Raw genomic sequence first — 20390 nt, 5'->3', positions numbered from 1 at the left:
GCGCAGGTCAGCGGCACTGACCTGGGGGTGGTTCAGCGCATAAGATGTCCAGTTGGCAGCACTGTGCACGCCCAGAGGACGTCGGTGGACATGGCTGATAATCAGGCACCAGGCTCGATCCCGCGAGCCCTGCTCGGGAGTTTGTCGGTCCAGGAGGTCTGCGAGTTCGAGATGTTCGCCGAGGCCACGGTGCTTGCCGGCGTGGCAGGTCTGGGCCGTCGAGTGCAACGGCTGAACGTGATGACCGTGCCCGATATCGCCAGGTGGACCAAGGCGCATGAGTTGTTGTTGACCACCGGATACCCTCTGCCTGATTCGCCGGCCGAACTGATTGACCTGTTCACCGAGTTGAACTCGCGTGGGGTCGCGGCGGTCGGCGTGAAGTACGGTAACTACGGGCCAGGGCTCATGCCGGAGGTTCTTACCGCCGCGGATGATTTGGCCCTGCCCATTATCGATATTCCGGAGCATGTTGCCTTCGACGACGTGCTGAGCCTGGTGCTCTCCGACATCACGAACCGTCAAGCCGCCGCGCTCGCACATGCTCAGGAGATCCATGAAGCACTGCTGCGGATCGTGCTGGACGGTGGATGTCTGGACGACATCGTTCGGGAGCTGAGCGCGGTACTTGGCGGACCAGGCGTGCTCTGTGTCGATTTCGCCGGACAGGTACTCGCCAGCCAGCTGCGGGATGAGCACTGGGCGGTACTTGCCGAGCAGCGACTCGTCGACGCGGATGGCGCACTGGCGACCGGCCGGCTGAACGGACCAAGCGCCGAAAGCGTCGCGGGTCTGCAGGCGGTCGTCGCTGCGCCGGTGCTTGCCGGGACTCTGCGACACGGCTTCTTGTTGGCAGTGGCGGGAACCGAACCGCTGCCGCCTGAAGCCGAAGTGATGGTGCAGCAGTCCGCGATGGTCGCGGCACTGGACATTACGAAACGGCTGGCGGTCACCGCGGTAGAACGGCATTTCGAGTCGAGCGCGATTCACGACCTGCTCACGGGGGGCGAGCGGGATGTCGACGAGGTACTGGCACGCGCCGACGCTTTTGGTTGGGAGCTCGACGGACCGTTGTTCGTACTGGTCGCCCGACACGATCCGAACCATCCGGACGGTCGGGGGGAGCTGCGCCACGAACACGAGATCGACGCATGGGTCAGCGCGGTACGTGGGGTGGATCGATTGGCGGCCGCCGGTGGGCTGGGACGGGATCTGGTGGCGGTGTGTAGTGCGGCGGACGGTGTCGATGTGGTGGCACAGGCGGTCAGTAAGGCCGTGCAGTGGATGACGCGCAGCAGCTTCTCGGTCGGGGTCAGCGCGGAGGTGCCCGACCCACGCCGGCTACCGGTCGGTTACCAGCAAGCGCGTACGGCCTTGGACCTCGGACAGCAGATCAGTGGCCCTGGGGCGGTGGCGGCTTACCCGAAACTTGGCGTGTTCCGGTTGTTGCACGCCGTCGGCGACCCCGCGGAACTGCGCACCTTCGTGGACGAGGCACTTGGCGGGGTACTCGAGTGCGCGGAGCAGGAACGAACGAGTTTGCTTCGGACCCTCGAGGTGTTGCTCGAGCAGAACCTCAACGTTGCCGAATCGGCCCGCGTGCTGCACTTTCACTACAACTCGATGCGTTACCGGATACGGAAGCTGGAGCGGCTAGTCGGCTCGTTCAGCTCGGACAGCCAACTGCGGCTGCGGTTGGCGATCGCCTTGCAGATCCTACGGATGTGGGAGCAATCCGCGCCCAGCAACGCACGACAGTGATCGCTGAGCTGGCGTCCAGATGCGCTGTTGACGATGCCGGCGTGAATCTTTGGTCAACTAGTGCCACTGTCCCGGTCCGCAGAAGTTCCTAACGTGTTCGCTATCGCGCGTTCCGGGCGACGCCGCTCATCGGGAGCGTCCGTGCAATATCCGCTGGCCGTTAGCTGGTCGAATCGCACACGGTCGACGACTGCTCGGAGGAGAAATGGCCAAGAGCTCGAAAAAGGTAGCGCTGGGTAGCTTTGTCGGCACGACAATCGAATGGTACGACTTTTTCATCTACGGCATTGCCAGTGCGTTGATATTCAGCGAGCTGTTCTTCCCTTCGTATGACCCACTGGTTGGCACCCTGTTGTCCTTCGCGACCTTCGGTGTCGCATTCGTCGCGCGCCCCCTCGGCGGCATCGTCTTCGGACATTTCGGGGATCGGCTTGGCCGTAAGCCAATGTTGGTGATCACGCTGATCGTGATGGGCGTGTCGACGGGGGCGATCGGCCTGCTGCCGACGTACGCCACCATCGGCATCGCCGCGCCACTTCTGCTCGTGCTGTTGCGGTTGATTCAAGGACTGTCCGTCGGTGGCGAGTACGGCGGCGCGGTGCTGATGAGCGTCGAGCATGCGCCAAAGCACCGCAGGGGCTTGTACGGAAGTTGGGTACAGGCTGGTTCGCCGGCGGGCCAGGTTATCGCCAACACGGTGTTCATCATCATGTCCACGAGCGTGTCTCAGGAGGAGCTGTTCGCGTGGGCGTGGCGGGTTCCGTTCCTGTTCAGTTTCGTGCTGGTGATTGTCGGTATCACGATTCGACTCGCGCTGGACGAGAGCCCGGAGTTCAAGCGGGTGGAGCGGACCAAGGAGGTCACTTCGGCGCCGTTGCTGGTGATCTGGCGAAAGTATCGCAAGCAAGTGATGTTGATGATGGGCGCCTACATCTCGCATGGGGTTACGATCTACCTTGGCGCGGTCTACAGCTTGAACTACGGTACGGAGACGGTGGGCTTCAGCTATACCGAGATGCTCACGCTAGTGCTGATCTGCCAGGCCATCGTGCTCGTCCTGATTCCGATTTTCGCGCATATCTCGGACCGGGTTGGGCATAAGAAGGTGTTCATGATTGGGAACGTGGGGATGGGCGTGTGCGCCTTCCCCTGGTTCGCCCTGCTGAACACCGGGAACTTCGCCGCTGCCGCGCTGGGATTTGTCATCCTGTTCATTCCGTACAGCGCCACATACGGCACGATGGCAGCCTTCTTCTCCAGCGTGTATGAGACAAGGGTGGGCTACTCCGGCGTGTCCCTCGGGTACCAGTTCGGTGGGGTAGTCGGTAGCGCCCCAGCACCACTGATCGCCGCCGCGCTGTTGGCGAACACCGGTAGCAGTACGGCCATCGGCTGGTACATGGTGCTGATGAGCATCGTGTCCGTGCTCTCGACGATCTGGCTCAAGTCGGTCAGTTCCGCGGCGAGTGAACCAGTCGAGCGCAGTGCCGTCGCCAAGGATTAGCCCTGCCCGCCGTGGTGGGTTTCGGTGTCCCGTAGCCCGATAAGGACAAGCGCTACCAGCCCACCGGCTATCCCGGCCGCGGCGAACAACGCGGCTTGGAGCCCAGTGTTCAGTGAGGTACTGATCGACTCGAGGAACTCAGTCCTTACTGGACTCGGCAGGTCCCCCGCCAATTCGGCCGCAGCTCCGGGGCTCTCCTGTGCCGTAGCGGCCACCGCGGTATCGAGCTCGTCGGGTGTGGACAGACTATTGCGGTAAAGCACCGCGCTCAGCGTGCCGAGTACCGCGATGCCGCCAGCCGAGCCGAGCCCGCTACTGACATCCTGCAGCGCGCTCATCGTGCCGGTGCGGTGAATCGGTGCGCTGGTCAGCACCAGCTCGCTGACCAGCGACATCGCGGCTCCGGCGAGGGCGACCATGGACAGTCCGGTAATGAACACGACGAGCAGTGTCGTGGTATTGCTCAGGTTCAACGCGAACCCCGCGGCAAGGTAACCAGATCCGGCGATTCCGAGGGACAGTGCGGCGCCCCGTGCCAGACCGAAGAAGCGTTTGAGAACCGGGGCGAGCAGTTTGGTCGGAATAGTCAGCACGGCCGGAATAAGTAGCAGCAGGCCGGTCTCGAGCGAGGAGAGCCCAAGCCCGGCTTGAAGATACGGTGCGATGAGCACGTCTGGGCCGGTGAGTGCGATCATGACAAGGAAAAGGGCGACGAGTGCCACGCGCACCTGGCGTGGTGTGAACACCGCCAGGTCCAGAACGGGGCTCGCCAGTCGACGTTGACGTCGGAGGAACAACCAACCAGCCGCCAGCCCCGCGATCGCGACGAGCACATGCTGGACGTGCAGCTCGCCTTCCGCGCTCTGCTGGAGTCCGTAGACCACGCCCATGATCGCCAGCACCGAGAGCGCGATGCTCGCGGGATCAAGGCTGACTTTCTGGTCGTCACGGAACTCCGGCAGCGTCCAGCGCGCAATCGCCAGAAGATAGATGGCGAACGGAACATTGATGAGGAAGACGACCCCCCACCAGAAATGTTCGAGCAGGAAGCCGCCCATCGGCGGGCCGAATACCATCCCTGAGGAAAAGGCCATCATCACGATCGCGAAGGCGGTGGAGAACTGGCGCGAGTCCGGGAACATCGACCGAAGTAGCGCTAGGGCGGAAGGAGTAACGGTCGCGGTCGCGATACCAAGCATGGCACGGGCCACGATCAGGGTTGTCGTGGTCGGTGCGAACGCGGCCAACAGCGATGCCAAGCCATAGCCGGCAATACCGATGATGAGCAGGCGGCGGCGGCCAAGTAGATCGCCGAGTCGCCCCATGGTGATCACCAAACTCGCCGCGAGAAACTCGCCGACATGCACGATCCAGAGCGCCTGGGCGGCACTGGGCTCGAGATCCGCGGCGATCGCTGGCTGCGCGATGAACAACACGGTGACGTCGGTGGACATCATGAACAGCGCCAGCGCCATCGCGCTGAGCCCGAGCCATTCCTTCCATGTCGCTCTGGTCTCCGCGAGGGTCATCTGCTGGCGACGCCATAAGCGCGCCGGTACGTCGTAGCATCGTCCGCGACTCGCAGCAGCGCGGCGGCAAGATCCGGGCGTCGCGTGCTACCTGGCACATTGGCATCGGGTACCAGCTGGAAGCTGCCCACCTCGCCGGCGTCTTGTAGGTACCCAGGTCGGACGACCGTCCAATCGCACCAGTCACCGGCGGTGCTGAGGTAATGCTCCATGCGTTCCAAGTCCGGGTAGATATTCCGGCCCCAGAAGCGAACCAACCGCATGAGTACTTGTCTGGTGAACACCGACATCCCGTACCCCGAACGCAATACCGGCTGGGCGGAGATCGCCACGAGCCGATTCGGGCCACGTTCCCGCATGGCGGCCAGTAGGTGCACCACTCCCAGCATGCAGGTGGACACCGGATCCTTGGCGGAGGTCTTGCCAAGCGCGGAGATGATCACATCAGCATCATCCGGAAGGTCTACTGTGGCTTCATTGGCCACATCCGCGCGGACGACCGTCACGTCCTTCGGCGCTCGGTACTGGGTTGGGTCGCGAACCAGTGCGGTTACCCGATGACCGGCGGTTAGCGCCTGCTGGACGACAAGGTGTCCCGTTGCGCCAGATGCGCCGACCACGACTACGTGCATTGCACTCCCACACCTCACTCCCACTAGTACGGTTTGACTACCAGGACCGTAGAGCGGCTTGGCCAGGTAGTCAAGCTGTACTAGGATCGCCGACGAGCGTGACGCGGGCCCGTTGATCTCGTCCGAAAGGAGAAGAGTGGCTACGACGAAGCTGCTGGTGCTGGGCTCGGTACGGGACCTGGGGCAGGCGCATGGCTATCAGGTGCGGCGCGATCTGGAAGACAAGGGAGTCCACGTCTGGGCAAAGATCCAACAGGGCTCGATCTACCACGCGCTCCGCAAACTGGCCGGGGACGGGCTGTTGCAAGTTGCCGCTGAGGGTATACACAGTTCCGTTGGCCCCGCCCGTACCGAGTACGTCATCACGCCCGCCGGAGAGGCCGCGTACTTCGCCCTGATCGCCGACGCACTGAGCTCGCTCACCGGCGATATTGGCTACACCATCGCCGGAATCGGCTGTATGAGCGACCTGCCCCGGGCTCGCGTGCTCGAGCTGCTCAGGCGACGGGTCGAGGCCTATACTGCCTGGCGCGCGGAAGTGGTTGGGGTTTACGAAGCCAGCGACGGGGACTGGATGCATCACGTCGAGGCGATCCGGCTGTGGGCGCATACCGCGGACAGCGCGATCACATGGACGGAGGATTTGATCGGGCGGTTGGAAAACGGCGAGTACACCTTTGTGGACGACTGAAGCACCAGGCTGAGTCGGGATAGGCCGATGTCGGGTTTGCTACTATGGACAGAGCGTCGCGTGCTGGTGGCGGACCGCGTCAAGCATGGAGACGTCGAACCTGGGTACTTCATGACAGTTCACAATCAGCCCGACGACGTCGAGGCGTTTCGTCGTTTCCAACACGAAGTTATTGACGAGTTTCGCGGCAACGGTGGCGTTGTTGGGGGCGCATTCGACGGCTCCGATCTGCTCCTGCTTACCAGCCTCGGCGCGCGGACCGGCCGAGCTCATACCACCCCGCTTGGCTATCTCGATATTGATGAACGACGTGTCGTGATCGCTTCAGCCGGCGGTTCCAGCCGAAATCCGGACTGGTTCCACAACATCACCGCCAACCCGACCGTCACCATCGAGGCTGGTTCGGAAACCTATCGGGCGGTGGCTTCCGCGGTACCCGCGGATGACCGAGACGCGGTCTGGGCACAAGTCACGGCGCGAGAACCTGGCTATGCTGAGTACCAGCGGAACACCACGCGGCACATACCGATCGTTGTGCTGCAACGCATCCCAGCGGCCACTGAATTGGACAGGGCCCGCGGTTTGGGTGAGTTCATCGTCGAGGTACATCGCTGGCTCAGCGCCGAGCTGATCGGCCTGCTGGAGCAGCTGGATCACATCATCGCGAGCGAGGACACAAGCACGCCGATCATCCCGCCAGAACGGGACATCCACACGCAACTGCGCGCGCATTGTTTGACGTTCTGCGAAGCCCTGGAGCTGCATCATGACGGCGAGGACGCGGGAGCATTCCCCCTGCTTGCGGACAGCTACCCGGGACTGGCGCCGACGTTGAAGCGGCTGAGCGACGAGCATATCGTCGTGGCGCGAGCAGGTCGGGAGATCCGGGAACTCGTTGAGGCTTACCGGCCACGGCACGGCGATCCGGGTGAGCTCCGTCGCCGGATCGCTGAGCTGGCAGCGACACTGGAAGCTCATTTCGCTTACGAGGAGCGCACGATCGCCGAGGCACTTGATTCGATCGCGCCCGCGCCGACAGTCGAATAGCGGTTTAGCGGATGTCGCCGGGGAAGAGCGCCATCAAGCATGCTTGTCGAGTACGGCGCGAACTCGCGTCACTCTGTCCGGTAGCGCGGCGGCGGGAACCTCGATAAACCGATAACCGAATGCGCGGTAGGTCTGCTCGTGTAGGCGTTCGAACTCAACGCATTCGGCGTAGCTGATCCGGCGCGCTTCGGTCTGCTCGCAGTAGCCGAGGTTGCGGACGAAGAAGACATCCCGAGCGTAGAGCCGTTCCCTGGCCATCCGCGCGATGTCGGCGGAAAGGGCGGGTGGTACCGGATGACCAAGCCATGTCGCCAGGGCATGGGTACAGATCGGTGACCGGTCATGAACCTGAACCCCAGTGGCGCGAGCCGCCGCTCGTAACCGTTGCTGGGCGGTGACCACCTTTTCGATGAAGTCGTTGTGGGTCCACGGCTCGGCGTGTCCACGCGACTGCTCGGCCCTGATGACGGCAGTGGCCGCTTCGGTGACGGTGGTGTAGCCGACCGCGGTCAGCCGCCGCAGGATAGCCGTTTTACCGGCACCAGGAGTACCGGTCAGGATGAAGCGTTTGAGATGCGGCAAGGTTGGGTCCATTCATATGCATTCGGCGGACTTTGCTCGGAAGGATCACGTACGCGCGCTCACTGGCGCCCTCGAAACGGGCGCTGTCGATTGGCGAGGCGAGTGTCATGCTCATCGGCGGCCGGTTGGGATGCACCGGAACCAGAATGCCGCCGGTACACCAACGGTAGCACGCACGTAAGTTCGGCTGCGATGTGTCGTGACGCCGGGTTCGTTAGTCCGCCGGGTTTGTCAGTCCTCAGCCGCTTCACCGGAAGGGTCGGCCTTGGCCGCGGCAAGCCAGTCCAGTTCGGCGGTGCCGCGATCTGCCGAGGGGTCAGCGAACTTGCGGAGCTCAGCCTTCTGGATCTTGTTGATCGTCGAGCGCGGCAGTTCCCGGACAACGTACACTTCGCGGGGTACCTTGAAGTCAGCCAAGCGTGCGGAGCACGCCGTGTTGACCTGCTGGACCAGATCGGGTCGCGAGTCAGTGCTACGAATGAACGCAACGGGAACCTCGTCCAGCTTGTCGTCAGGTCGGCCAACCACGGCCACCTCCGCGACATCCGGGACGGCCAGTATCACGCGCTCGATCTCCGAGGTAGCAACGTTCTCCGCGCCAACCTTCAACATGTCCTTTGCCCGATCGGTGAACGATACATAGCCGTCCGCGTGCGGGGTAACGATATCGCCGGTACGGAACCAACCCCATTCATCGAAGCTCTTGGCGGTCTCCTCGGGCTTGTTCAGGTACTCGGCGAACAAGGACAGGCCCCTGGTGCCCTTGATCAGTAGATGGCCAGGTTCCTCGGGATCCACATTGGTCACACCGTCGTCGCGGACCACCGCGATTCCGTATTCCGGAGCGGGACGCCCCATGGACAACGGGCGGTTCGGCAAGTACGGATCGCCGACGATACCGTGGCTGATCGTTTCGGTCATACCCCACCAGCCGATTGTCTTGATCCCGTACCGCGCGTCCGACGGTGGATCACACCACATACCGCCAAACAGTCGATAGGTATGCCGGCTGGGTGGGTCACACGACCCCAGGAATCGCATGGACAGACCGATCAGCGACAGCCAGGTACAACCGTGCCGTTCGGACACGGCCCAGAATCGGCTACTTGACCACTTTGGCACCAGCACGATCCGCGCGCCGACCCACACCGAGGCCAGGGTCGAGTACGCGAGCGCGTTGGCATGAAAGAGCGGCATGTACACCAGATGACAGTCATCCGGATGCAGGTCGGTATGCGCCGCGTTCACCCGAGCGCCCCACAACGCATTGGCATGCGTCCAGACCACGCCTTTGGGGCGCGACGTGGTACCCGAGGTGTACTGCACGCTCATTGCGGCGTTCGGATCCGGCGGTACCGGGTCAAGGAGGTCTGGGTCGGCCATGAGTGACGTGAAGTCGGAGTCCTCGGCACCAAGCGAACCAGCATGCTGGTTGACGGTCACCTGCCACTGTAGTCCCGGCACGTTCGCGGACACCATGGCCGCGAACCGAGCCTCAGTGATCGCACCGACTGGCTGACTGTCTTCGGCGAAATAGGCCAGCTCATCCGCGGCCGAGCGGGTATTGGTAGTGACCGCGACCGCGCCGACCGCGGCACAGCCGAACCAGGAAAACAGAAACTCCGGACAGTTCTCCAAGTGAATCAACACTCGTTGTCCCGACCGAACTCCGCGACGCTGCAGCCCCGCCGCGACCGCCGCGGCAGCACGGGTGAACTCGGCATAGGTCCATGTTCGGTAAGCACCGTCGTATGGCTGCCAGATCAGGAAGGCTCTGTCGCCGTGTGTCGCCGCCCGCAGGGTCAACAGCTGCCACACGTTCGTACCGCTGAACGGATGCGTCGCGGGATTACGGAGGAAGTCATTGCGAACCACGGGATCGGGCACGGCTAGTTCCTCCTGACACGTGACTGTCTGGCATGAGCAGTATGCGGTCGTGTCGAAGGATCCGAAAGTGGGTCGCGCCCTGTCGATAACGACGCGCCGTACCGCTGGCTACCCGAGCGCTCGCTATCGTTTCTCTTGGGACAAGGGGCGGCCCGGCTTGTCGAAGTCCGGGACTGCTGACACGGTAGCCAAATATGACTATGTCGCTGTCCCGGATCATTTCCCGTCTGGCCGCGGACCAGGCTGAGCAGCCTGCGGTCATCTGCGGCGCAGCAGCCATCACGTACCGTGAGCTGGACAGACGTACTAATCAACTGGCGCGTTCATTCGCGCAACGCGGTGTGACGCACGGGGATATGGTCACGATCGCGTTGCCGAACTCGATCGAGTTCTACCTGGCACTCGTCGCGACGTGGAAGCTGGGTGCCACTCCGCAACCGGTCTCCTGGCAACTTCCCGAGCACGAGCGCGCGTCCATCGTTGAGCTTGCCGAACCCAAGCTGGTGGTGGGTGCTGACGTGGCGGGTTGGCCGTCCGCCGAAGTCGCGCTTGCCGGCGACGCATCGACGGGTCTCGATGATTCCGCGCTGCCAGACGCTATCTCGCCCGCGTGGAAGGCAATGACCTCCGGTGGTAGTACCGGTACGCCCAAGTTGATCGTCGCGGAGCAGCCGGGCGTGTTCCCACCGGAGCCTGGTGCCGCCTTTGGCATGAGACCCGGTGATCAGCAGCTCGTCGCTGGTCCGCTTTATCACAATGGCCCGCTGCTGTTCTCGACTCTTGGGCTGTGCATGGGGCATACGCTGATCGTGCTGGAGAAGTTCCGGGCCGATGCCGCGCTCGAGATGATCGCGCGGCATCGCGTGTCCTGGTTGATGCTGGTCCCCACGATGATGTCGCGGATACTGCGGGCGGTGCGACGAAACGGCGGCCGAGACGATCTGTCCGCGCTGCGGGCCGTCTGGCATATGGCCGCGCCCTGCCCGAACTGGCTGAAGCAAGCATGGATTGACCTTGTCGGGCCCGATGTGCTGTATGAGCTGTATGCCACGACCGAAGGCGTAGCCGCGACCGCCATTACCGGTCGGGAGTGGCTGGACCACAAGGGCTCAGTGGGCAAGCCGGTGCTGGGTGAGATCGTGATCCTTGACTCCGCCGGTGAGCCGGTGCCGCCCGGTACGGTCGGCGAGATCTTCATGCGATCAGCAGAGCCGAGTTACCGTTACATCGGCGCACGAACCCGTCGCGTCGACGGCTGGGAATCCGTTGGCGACCTCGGCTGGTTGGACACCGACGGGTTCTTGTACATTTCGGACCGCCGCACGGACATGATCGTCTCCGGTGGTGCAAACATCTACCCCGCCGAGGTCGAAGGCGCGATCGAGGCGCATCCGCTGGTCGGATCGTGCGTCGTCGTTGGGATTCCCGATGATGACCTCGGTCAGCGGGTGCATGCCGTGATCCAGACGTACGGTGAGCTTTCCGAATCCGAGCTGCTTGGACAGCTGGCCGGCAAGCTCGTCCGGTACAAGATCCCGCGATCGGTCGAGTTTGTCAGTAAGCCGCTACGGGATGACGCGGGCAAGGTTCGGCGAAGCGAGGTCAGGGCCACCGCGATCGCGCGAATGTACATCACGGAGCACGGTCCGACCGACGGTCGTGGGGGCTAGGTCGGGAACCTAACGGCAGGATCGCGCGAGTCAGATACCGACCTTCACCGCGAGACGTTCGCGATGGAACGAGGGATCACCGAACAGCAGTTGGCTCGATTTGGCTCGTTTGAAGTAGCGATGAGCAGGGTGCTCCCAGGTAACACCAATACCACCGTGCACCTGGATATTCACCTTGGCCGCGGCGAGATATGCATCCGAACAGCAGGTGTGCACCAGGTTGGCCATGGCGGGTAGGTCCGGAGTTCGTCCCGCGGCGCAGCGTGCCGCATGATAGGCAGCCGACCTCGCCAGCTCCACGCGTACCAGGGTATCGGCGCAGCTGTGCTTGATTGCCTGAAATGAGCCAATGGGCCGGCCGAACTGGATCCGACTCTTCGAGTACTCCACGGCCATGTCCAGACATCGCTGTGCGCCACCAACCTGCTCGGCGGCGAGCGCGATGGCGGCGAGTTCCAGCACTCGGGTGACTGTCCGCCATCCTTCGGTATCGCTACCGAGGGGCGTGGCCGGTGTGTCGATAAAGGACATATCCGCAAGTTTTCGGGTCTGGTCCAGTGCGCCCATGGCTCGTATGGTCATCCCGTCCGCCGGTGCGTTGATCGAGAAGAGTCCGATACCACGGGCGGTTCGCGCGACGACGATGACCAGGTCGGCGATGAGTCCGTCCAAGACGAAGGACTTGTTTCCGTTGATCCGCCAGTGATCGCTGGCAGGTACCGCCGTGCTGGTGATGACCGGCCGCTCCCATCGGGTTCCGGGTTCGAGCACCGCGAGACTCGCGCGTACGTTCCCGCCCGCGATACCGGGAAGCAGCTGTGCGGCGGCTTGCTGATCGCCTGATTCGAGGATGGCATTGACCGCTAGCACAACGGTGCCGAAATAGGGGGTACCGGCGAGGCACCGCCCCATCTCCTCGAGGACGATGCCCAGCTCTACGGAGGTATATCCAGAGCCGCCGTATTCCTCTGGGATCGTCAGACCCAGTAGGCCCAGTTGGCTCGCCATCGCACGCCACGTGGCTTCGTCGAAACCCCGCTCGTCGAGCATGAGTTCCCGCGTGCGTTCATCGGGGAACCGGGTAGTCATAAATTCTCGTGCCACAGCTTGGAACTGGAGATGCTCGGCGGAGCGGTGGTTGACCATGGGCTGCTTCTCCTGCGAAGGAAGGTTCACGGTTGGTTCCACACGGTTTGGTCTGAAGAAACGGATCACATATCGCGGGTCCGCTACCCATGGTGTCCGATGGGAAGCGGCGATCCAGCCGCACGCGTTAAGTAGCGGGTGTCTCCCACACCGTGTCGTATCGCCGAATGGCGCATCGGCCGAGTAATGTATAGGTTCGTTAACGTTTTGGTTGTCGTGTCGATGGAGCGATGCAGTGTCCGCAGACGATTGGGTTGGCCTGGCTAGCGTCGAAAATGGCACCTCGATTGATGCGTTGCTCGCCAACGGCCGCAAGCACGGAGTTCGCAGGCGTCTGATCCTGATTCAAGCTGGTCGGCTGTTCGTCGAGCAGGGTTACGCCGCCACGAGTATGGATGACATCGGCAAGGCCTCGGGTGTCAGCGGGCCGGCGGTGTACCGCCACTTTCCGAACAAGCAAGCCGTACTCGTCGAGCTCATCGGGCTCGCCTTCGTGCAGCGCCGGGAGGGTCTGCGGGACGTGCTTGGCGATGGCTCGGAGCCCCCGCGGGTGAGCCTGCGATTGGTGGTCGATTGGTACGTCGAGATCGCGCTCCGAAGTCGGGATCTGCTCTTCGTGATCGAGCGGGAGCTGCCCTCCTTGCCGACGGCCGACCGGCGGCGTTTCAACCGGGAGGAGCGGCTCTTTCGTGAGGAGTGGGTGCACCTTGTGCGAGAGGTATATCCCGAGCTTTCCGACCTGTCGGCGCGCATTCGCGTCGCCGCCGCGATGGGTGCGGTGCGGGCGGTGATCGGTGCCCATACGGGGGCCGACGAGGACGCGCTACGCGGCCAGTTGCCTGCCCTTGCCTTGGCGACGCTTCTCGCGCCGAGTGCCTGAGCGGGTTCCGGTGGCGGCTGGTCGCGGCGGATTGACCAAAAATGTTAATAGACCTATGCTTTTTGGATGAACACGAACGGTGTCGTGGGCAGACGTCAAGGGAGACGGTATGAGCCCAGCGGCAACTTTGCTCCGTACTGAACGGGCGATCGTCGATCAGGTATCCGAACCCCGCCGGCTCATCGGCAGGGACAAGGAGCTGACCGGCCTGGTAAACGCCATCGACGAGGGATGTACTCGCGCCGGCGGGATCATTCTGCTCAGCGGTGAAGCAGGGATTGGTAAGTCCGCGTTGCTCGCCACTGGCGTCCGCGAGATCCGGAATCGACGGTGGCAGGTGTACACGTTGGGGTGCGACGAGATTGCTCGCCGCACACCGGTTGGCGCGCTTTGTCTGGCGCTGCGCCGCGCGAAGTTTCCCTCGGCGAAGCTGGCTGCGTTGGCAGGAGACGTCGCCGCCGCTGGCGAGGCGCCGGGCGGCAGGCAGGACGGCGAACTGTTCGTGCCAGTACTGCGCTTCTTTGATGCGCTCCGCGAGCGTGTTCCCTGTGTTCTGGTCGCGGACGACCTCGAGTTACTTGACTTCGAAACGATCTCCCTGGTGGAGGCGATGACGAGGCGACGCGCGGCTCATCCGGTGGTACTGGTCGGCGGTCTGCGTGTACCGCGAGCCAACAACGCCGGAAGGCTAGGGCGGTTGCTCCGCCGGCTCGACGATGCTGGTTACCTGCGTTCGATCATGCTTGACGAGTTGGCCGACGACGCGATGGCCGAGTTGACCGAACTGACCTGCCAGGCGTCGTCACGGAGATCCGTTCAGGAGGCGGTGCGCCGGGATTGCGGCGGTAATCCGTACTATGCGTTGCAGGTGATCGAGGCGCTCGGGGAGCGGCCCGAATCGGATACCGCTGAGCCATCGACCCCGGAGTCCGTCGATGGAATTTCGCTGAGTGGCCGTCGCCGGGCCGCGATCCTCAGCCTCCTGCCTGAACTCGATGGGGTGGTTCGGTCAGTCGCGCAAGCACTGGCCCTACTCGGTCCGGCGCCGTTGGCTCGAGTGGACTTGGTGGTCCGGATGACCGGCGCGGACGCGGCCGACGTGGACACCGCGTTCGATACCCTGGTACGCGGTCGTCTCGTCGAGGTCACCGACGAGGCCTATACCTTCCGGCACCCAATCCTGCGACATGCGCTCGTCCAGGAGCTCGGCCCAGCACGCCGCCGGCGTTGGCACCAGATCGCGGCCGCATGGATCCAGACCCTGCCGGCCTCGGCTGCCCGGAATCTCGAGCTGGCCCGCCACATTCGGCACACCGCCGAGTTCGGGGACGACCAGGCTATCGAGCTGTTGGCCAGGGTTGCCGCGCGCGCGTGCCAACAACGGCTGCCTTCTTCGGCGTGCTGGCTTGACGCGGCTATCAGGCTCACTCCGCGAACCCATCAGCGTTATCCGGAACTCATGGCCGCCCTGGTACGCGCCTTGTATCTGTCCGGAAGGATGCGGGACGCGGTGGAGCGCGGCGCCCCGGCGCTCGAGGATCTGCCGCGTGGTCCGGACCGGGACCGGTTGGCGACAACCGTGATCGAGGCGCTGGCGGCCGGTTCGACGACATCTCGGGCCGCGTCGATCCTGGATGCCGAATGCGGTCCGGGGGCGAACCTGATCCACGATGCGCAGGCTGGCACCGTTTACGCGCTCTCCGGGCGAGCTCAGGATGCCAGGAAGGTCACGAAGAGTGTCGTCGATCGAGTGGCCGCGGCGAGCCCGGATGATCAGGTGAAGGTCCTCGGTCATCTTGCCCACCTCTACTGTGTCACCGCTGATATTCCCGCGCTACAGCGAGTGCTGACCGAACTCAAGTCAGCGGCGGAGCGGTCCGAAGGAAGCAGTCAGCTGGCCGCGGTCGCCGTGATCAGCTATGTCTCGGCTTCCCTCGGGGATACGAAAGCCTGTAGCGAGTCGTTACGGCAGGCCGATCAGTTGATCGTCAACGGTGGCGATCGGCACTACCGGAACAAGCTGACGGTTGCCAGGGTCGGTAATGCCGTGAATCTCGGGGAATGGTCGGCGGCCGTTGAGTTGATCGAAGCGTCCTCGGATGAGTTGGCGACGTCGGAGTCACTGGCCTTCCTCGCGACCTTGACCGATGTGGCCGTGGAGTTACACGCTCATCGCGGCAACTGGAGGCAGGTCAGGCAGGCTGCCGTTCGGCCACGGCCGGATGCGGTGGCCTTCGACGTGACGCTCGCCTCGGCGATGACCGTGGCGGACCAGCTCACGGGCGACTATGCGAAGGCGCGTGCCCGGCTGCGTCCCTATCTGTCCCGGACGTCGACTCCGGCGAGACTGCGCGTTGGCTTGCTGTGCCGACTGTGCGAGGTGGAAGTCGAATCGCGCCAGTTCGGTGCGGCTAGGGACACGCTGCGGGAGCTCGATTGCTATGCCTCGGCCGGGGTGGACAGGGGTACCTCGATTGTCGGCAAACTTTGCTGGGGGCAGCTGTCCGGCGACGGCGAGGTCCTGCGGCAAGCCTATGACGAGGCTGATCAGTACGGGTTCGTTTTCCTCAAGGGGCGCGCCCAGCTGTACCTCGGCATGATCGGCGTCGATACCGAGGCGAACCTGCGGCAGGCGTTGGAAGTCTTTCACGCCCTTGCCGCGGTCCCGTGGCGCCGACGAGTAGCGGCGGAAATGCGCGTACGCGGACTGAAGGTTCCACGGCATCGGAAGCGTGGCACGGAGCCGTTGAATCCGACTGAGGCCCAGATTGCCCGGCTGGTGCAGATCGGGCGGTCCAACCTCTCGATCGCCAAGGCGATGTCGCTCAGCGTCAAAACCGTCGAAGCGAATCTGAGCAGGGTCTACGCTCGTACTGGATTCGCGAACCGGATGGAACTCGTTCGCGCGCTTGATGCCGGCCTGCTCGACAACGGTTGAGTACTCGCGGGCCGCGTGGCCCGACGTGTCCCACGGCATCTCGGCTACTCGCGGCTTTGCCGGGTAATCGGCGGGCCGACTCCAGTATCGGCGGCTGGCCGACCGGCAGGAGACTTGTACCAAACAATCGTAAGGAGGACATCGTGGAGCGCACTGTCGACGCCAATGGTTTGCGTATCTGGTGTGAAACCTTCGGAAAGCCGGCTGACCCGGCGGTATTGCTGATCATGGGCCTTGGTGCGCAAGGAGTCGCGTGGCCCGAGCCGCTATGCCAGCGTATCGCCGACAATGGGCGCTACGTCATCCGCTATGACCAGCGGGATGTGGGACTGTCCTCGTCCGTCGACTTCGAGACGAATCCGTATACGTTCACCGACCTCGCCGCCGACGCGGTCGGGTTGCTCACCGGCCTCGAGATCGCGGCGGCACATGTTGTCGGTGCTTCGATGGGTGGCATGGTCGCGCAGGAGATCGCGCTCGAGTATTCGGCCCGGATGCTGTCCATGACCTGCATCATGTCCACCGCCGAACCCATAGACCCGAGCACCGGTACGTTCCGGGGCGCGGTACCTGATCCTCGGATCGTCGCGTGGCAGACCGAGTACGGAGCGAACCCGCCCCAGTCAGCACAGGCGAGGGTCGATTCGGTAGTAGAGCTGGCCAGGATCAACGCGGGCACCCTGGAACCGTTCGACGAGGCAGCCCAACGAATGATCATCGAGTTGGAAGACAAGCGCGGCGACCGTGCCGCGGCCGCCGCGAACCACACGAAGGCGGCACTGGCATCGCGTGACCGGGCAGGTCTGGTCAGCTCGATCGGAGTCCCCACGCTGGTGATCCACGGAACCGAGGACGTCATGGCGCCACCCGACCATGGCGCCGCGCTCGCCTCAGCCATCGCCGGCTCGACTTTCCTGACGATCGAAGGAATGGGTCACGAGTTGCCGGCTACGGCCTTCCACCGGATCGTTACGGCGATCATCGACCACACCGGCGGTTAGTACCGACAACAAGTGCCGTCGGCCGGGCGGCCGGTGGCTGGAGGATGGCATCCATGGACATCGCCGGAAACGTCGCACTGGTCACGGGAGCGGGCTCGGGACTGGGCGCGGCCACCGCGCAACGATTGGCCGATCGCGGTGCGCTCGTTGTTGGACTCGACCGGCACGCGGACTCGCTGGCGCGCTTCGTCGAGCAGTGCCCTGGAGCGATTCCGGTGCATGCGGACGTCACGGATTCCGCCGCAATCGCCCATGCGGTAGCCACGGCGATCGAGGCCGGCGCGCTACGAGTCGCCGTGAACTGTGCCGCGACCGGCTTGCCCGCGAGCCGTACGGTCCGGCGTGACGGCGCTATGCATCCATTGCAGCCCTGGCGCGATGTCATTGACACGAACCTGGTGGCCGCCTACGACGTGACCCGGCAGGTGGCTCGCGCGATGGCCCAACAAGACGCGACGGCTTCGAGCGGACGTGGCGTGATTGTGCACCTGTCGTCCATTGCTGGACTGGATGGCAGCCAGGGTGTCAGCGCATACGCTTCGGCGAAACTGGCGCTCACCGCGATGGTGCAGTCGACCGCTCGTGATCTTGGCATCTGGGGGATCCGAGTGATGGCGGTGGCTCCTGGTGCTTTCGACACCGCGATGGTCTCCGGGCTGCCCGAGGAGATAATGGCGCGTCGGCTGCGCGATATGGTGTATCCCAAGCGTTTGGGGCGTCCGGACGAGCTGGCATCCTTCGTGCAACACATTGTCGAAAACGACTATCTCAACGCCGAATGCGTCCGACTCGATGCCGGACTGCGGATCATCGAGTAGCCAGCCGGAATCACCGCGGCCGGTCAGTGGGATCGCGGGCAGCGCCGCTCGGCGTTGGGTTCACCGTGGGATGGCGCGCCATGGACGGTCGCGGTCGACGCGTATTTCGGCGGGGAGGCCGAGCACCCGCTCCGCGAGGATATTCCGCATGATCTCGGATGTACCGCCTTCGATGGTGTTCGCCAGTGAACGCAGGAACTTCCACCGCGGATCGGCGCGGTGTTCGGTCGATGTCGAGGCGTCCGCATCGTAGTCATCGAAGAGCATCGCGGTCGGTCCGAGCAGGTCCATGCAGAAGTCATAGATTCGCTGGTTCAGCTGAGTCACGGCCAACTTGCCCACCGATCGTTCCGGACCAGGCGCGGCAACGGATCCTTCGGCGCTGAAACGTTCATTAGCCAGTCGCACGCATTCGGTTTCGATCCACAACTGGGCGAGCCGATCGCGCAGTACTGGTGTCTGGTAGGGCGACGAGTTCCACATTGCCACGGCTTCCCGGAGGCAGGCTTCCGAGGACAATCCCTGACCGATCGCCGCCCGTTCGTTCATCAAGGTCGTGAGTACAACGTTCCAGCCGTCGCCGGCCGCACCCAAGCGTTCGTCGTCGGGTATCCGGACATCGGTCAGGAACACCTCGTTGAACTCGGCGTCGCCGGTGAGCTGGCGCAGCGGTCGGACCTCGACACCCGACGCCGCCATATCGAGTACGAAGTAGGTGAGACCCTTGTGCTTGACCGCCTCCGGGTCACTGCGCGTCACGAGCAAGCCGAAGCGGGCCAGATGCGCGACGCTCGTCCACACCTTCTGCCCGTTGATGATCCACGCCTCCGCGTCGGGCACGGCCATCGTCGAGAGCCCGGCGACGTCAGATCCAGCTCCTGGCTCGCTGAACAGTTGACACCAGATTTCCTCGCAGGTGAACAGTGGGCGCAGGTAACGGCGGAGCTGGGCCGCCGAGCCGTGTTCGGCAAGGACGGGGGCCGCCATGCCCAGTCCGATCAGTGCGGTAAGTGGGGCCTCCGGTGCTCCGGCCGCCGTCAGCTCCCTGTCGACAAGGTCCTGGTAGTGCTTCGCTATCCCAAGGCCACCGTGGCCTTCGGGATGATCGACCCATGCCAGGCCGTAATCGAACTGCGCGCCGCGGAAGGTTCGTGCGTCGACCTCCGCGGGCGGGTACTCCGCGATGAGTGACGCCATCCGGTCCCGCAATACCACGGGCAGCGCATTGGCATCATGCTGTGCACGATTCTTCTTGCCGTCACCGCGTGGTTCGGAATTCGTGTTGCTCGAGTGACTTTCAAGATCGGAACGTCCGTTCTCGATGCGCGACATTTCTGCACGATGCCGGGTATGCAGTGCACTCGACAAGGACGTCCGCTATCTCTAGGGCACGCTCTACTGTCTGCCTACCTGGGATGTCAACAAACTGGGCGTCATGTACGAAGTGCCGTTGGAACGTGGCAAGATCCGCGAATTCGCCCGAGCCACTATGGCACGGGACGAGACCTACGATGCGCGTGACGCGGCCGTGCCGCCTACGTTTCTCACCACCGCCATGAACCTGTGGGAACCACAAGGGGAACTGGACTATGGGTCCTTCACATTGGACCTGGCTCGCGTGTTGCATGGCGAAGAAGAGTTCGTGTTTCCGGACGGACCACCAACAGCGGGGCAGGACCTCACGGTCACCGCACGGCTGGGCGATGTGTACGAGAAACCGGGTAGACGCGGTGGAACGCTGACCTTCGTCAAGCTGATACACGAGTTTCGTGATCCCGAAGGGCGAACGGTGGCCGAGCAGCGGACCACTTTGATTCAAACGAGCCAACCGCCGGAGGGGAGTTGACATGGCGAAGGCATTATCGGCAGTGCACGAGATCAAAGTGGGGGACCAAGCTGAACCGCGTACCTTCGGCCCGATCACCCGTACCGATATCGTTCGCTACGCGGGAGCTTCCGGCGATTTCAACCCGATCCACCACGACGAAGGATTTGCGCGTTCCGCCGGCTTTCCCACGGTGTTCTCCATCGGCATGCTGCAAGCTGGCCTACTGGCGAGCTACGCGACTGACTGGCTGGGCGCGCGTAATGTACGCCGGTATCGGGTCCGCTTCCTGGAGCAGGTCTGGCCGGATGATGAGCTCACCTGCTCCGGCAAGGTGACCTCGATAGCGCACGACGCCGCTGGCGGTCATGTCGAGGTTGAGCTGAGTTGCGCGCGGCAAACCGGTGCGGTCGCCGTGGCGGCTACCGCGAGTTTTCTGCTGAGTTCGTGATTCGCATGCCGTCGCAGGAATCACCGCG

The 20390-nt window shown here is 63.6% G+C and carries 17 protein-coding genes; 11 read left to right on the top strand and 6 right to left on the bottom strand.

From position 1 onward, the window contains the following. Positions 1–90 precede the first annotated feature (90 nt). Together EV191_RS12665 and EV191_RS12660 are read left to right on the top strand one after the other, a co-directional pair. The gene (locus EV191_RS12665; RefSeq protein WP_132877215.1) at positions 91–1761 is read left to right on the top strand and encodes a PucR family transcriptional regulator; all 1671 of its coding nucleotides are present in this window, start codon (positions 91–93) and stop codon (positions 1759–1761) included. Between the two features lie 205 nt (positions 1762–1966). Then, positions 1967–3265: an MFS transporter gene (locus EV191_RS12660; RefSeq protein ID WP_132877214.1), complete on the top strand. Its 1299-nt coding sequence runs from the start codon at positions 1967–1969 to the stop codon at positions 3263–3265. On the opposite strand, the gene EV191_RS12655 is transcribed toward EV191_RS12660, so the two are convergent. Both EV191_RS12655 and EV191_RS12650 read right to left on the bottom strand, forming a co-directional pair. Continuing rightward, entirely contained in the window at positions 3262–4794 is a 1533-nt protein-coding gene (locus EV191_RS12655) for an MFS transporter (protein ID WP_132877213.1), read from the bottom strand. The two genes, EV191_RS12660 and EV191_RS12655, sit on opposite strands and share 4 nt — an antisense overlap. Next, positions 4791–5426, bottom strand: a complete 636-nt coding sequence (locus EV191_RS12650; RefSeq protein WP_132877212.1) for an NAD(P)-dependent oxidoreductase — start codon at positions 5424–5426, stop codon at positions 4791–4793. The genes EV191_RS12655 and EV191_RS12650 overlap by 4 nt, the downstream gene beginning before the upstream one ends. Positions 5427–5562: 136 nt before the next feature. Here EV191_RS12650 and EV191_RS12645 point away from each other — a divergent pair, with 136 nt between their 5' ends. Continuing rightward, positions 5563–6117, top strand: coding sequence for a PadR family transcriptional regulator (locus EV191_RS12645; RefSeq protein ID WP_165912939.1), 555 nt, complete (start codon positions 5563–5565; stop codon positions 6115–6117). Between the two features lie 111 nt (positions 6118–6228). Beyond that, a complete protein-coding gene (locus tag EV191_RS12640) occupies positions 6229–7164 on the top strand; it encodes a nitroreductase/quinone reductase family protein (RefSeq protein ID WP_132877210.1) in 936 nt (311 codons plus the stop codon). Between the two features lie 33 nt (positions 7165–7197). Here EV191_RS12640 and EV191_RS12635 read toward each other — a convergent pair whose 3' ends face one another. Together EV191_RS12635 and EV191_RS12630 are read right to left on the bottom strand one after the other, a co-directional pair. Further along, on the bottom strand, positions 7198–7758 hold the full coding sequence (locus EV191_RS12635) for an AAA family ATPase (protein ID WP_132877209.1): 561 nt from the start codon (positions 7756–7758) through the stop codon (positions 7198–7200). Between the two features lie 219 nt (positions 7759–7977). Continuing rightward, complete coding sequence (locus EV191_RS12630; protein ID WP_207894519.1) at positions 7978–9633, bottom strand: AMP-binding protein; 1656 nt, start codon at positions 9631–9633, stop codon at positions 7978–7980. 194 nt (positions 9634–9827) lie between these two features. Here EV191_RS12630 and EV191_RS12625 point away from each other — a divergent pair, with 194 nt between their 5' ends. Further along, positions 9828–11303, top strand: coding sequence for an AMP-binding protein (locus EV191_RS12625; RefSeq protein WP_132877208.1), 1476 nt, complete (start codon positions 9828–9830; stop codon positions 11301–11303). 30 nt (positions 11304–11333) lie between these two features. Here the strand turns inward: EV191_RS12625 and EV191_RS12620 are convergent, their stop codons facing one another. Then, entirely contained in the window at positions 11334–12449 is a 1116-nt protein-coding gene (locus EV191_RS12620; protein ID WP_132877377.1) for an acyl-CoA dehydrogenase family protein, read from the bottom strand. Positions 12450–12684: 235 nt separating this feature from the next. Here EV191_RS12620 and EV191_RS12615 point away from each other — a divergent pair, with 235 nt between their 5' ends. From EV191_RS12615 to EV191_RS12600, 4 genes are all read left to right on the top strand, one after another. Further along, positions 12685–13329, top strand: a complete 645-nt coding sequence (locus tag EV191_RS12615) for a TetR/AcrR family transcriptional regulator (RefSeq protein WP_165912938.1) — start codon at positions 12685–12687, stop codon at positions 13327–13329. A gap of 109 nt (positions 13330–13438) precedes the next feature. Continuing rightward, a complete protein-coding gene (locus tag EV191_RS12610) occupies positions 13439–16267 on the top strand; it encodes an ATP-binding protein (RefSeq protein ID WP_132877206.1) in 2829 nt (942 codons plus the stop codon). Positions 16268–16410: 143 nt separating this feature from the next. Beyond that, positions 16411–17268, top strand: a complete 858-nt coding sequence (locus tag EV191_RS12605; RefSeq protein WP_132877205.1) for an alpha/beta fold hydrolase — start codon at positions 16411–16413, stop codon at positions 17266–17268. 53 nt (positions 17269–17321) lie between these two features. Next, a complete protein-coding gene (locus EV191_RS12600; RefSeq protein ID WP_165912937.1) occupies positions 17322–18086 on the top strand; it encodes an SDR family NAD(P)-dependent oxidoreductase in 765 nt (254 codons plus the stop codon). Positions 18087–18146: 60 nt separating this feature from the next. Here the strand turns inward: EV191_RS12600 and EV191_RS12595 are convergent, their stop codons facing one another. Further along, positions 18147–19418: an acyl-CoA dehydrogenase family protein gene (locus EV191_RS12595; protein WP_207894518.1), complete on the bottom strand. Its 1272-nt coding sequence runs from the start codon at positions 19416–19418 to the stop codon at positions 18147–18149. A gap of 103 nt (positions 19419–19521) precedes the next feature. Here EV191_RS12595 and EV191_RS12590 point away from each other — a divergent pair, with 103 nt between their 5' ends. Both EV191_RS12590 and EV191_RS12585 read left to right on the top strand, forming a co-directional pair. Next, positions 19522–19932 carry an FAS1-like dehydratase domain-containing protein gene (locus tag EV191_RS12590; protein WP_132877203.1) on the top strand — a complete coding sequence of 137 codons (411 nt, stop codon included), beginning with the start codon at positions 19522–19524 and terminating at the stop codon, positions 19930–19932. A gap of 1 nt (position 19933) precedes the next feature. Further along, the gene (locus EV191_RS12585; RefSeq protein ID WP_132877202.1) at positions 19934–20362 is read left to right on the top strand and encodes a MaoC/PaaZ C-terminal domain-containing protein; all 429 of its coding nucleotides are present in this window, start codon (positions 19934–19936) and stop codon (positions 20360–20362) included. The last annotated feature ends 28 nt before the right edge of the window (positions 20363–20390 follow it).

Source organism: Tamaricihabitans halophyticus (genome assembly GCF_004340875.1).
GTDB classification, from domain to species: domain Bacteria; phylum Actinomycetota; class Actinomycetes; order Mycobacteriales; family Pseudonocardiaceae; genus Tamaricihabitans; species Tamaricihabitans halophyticus.
The sequence above is the reverse complement of the archived record's forward strand: the minus strand, read 5'-3'. Positions and strand labels throughout refer to the sequence as shown.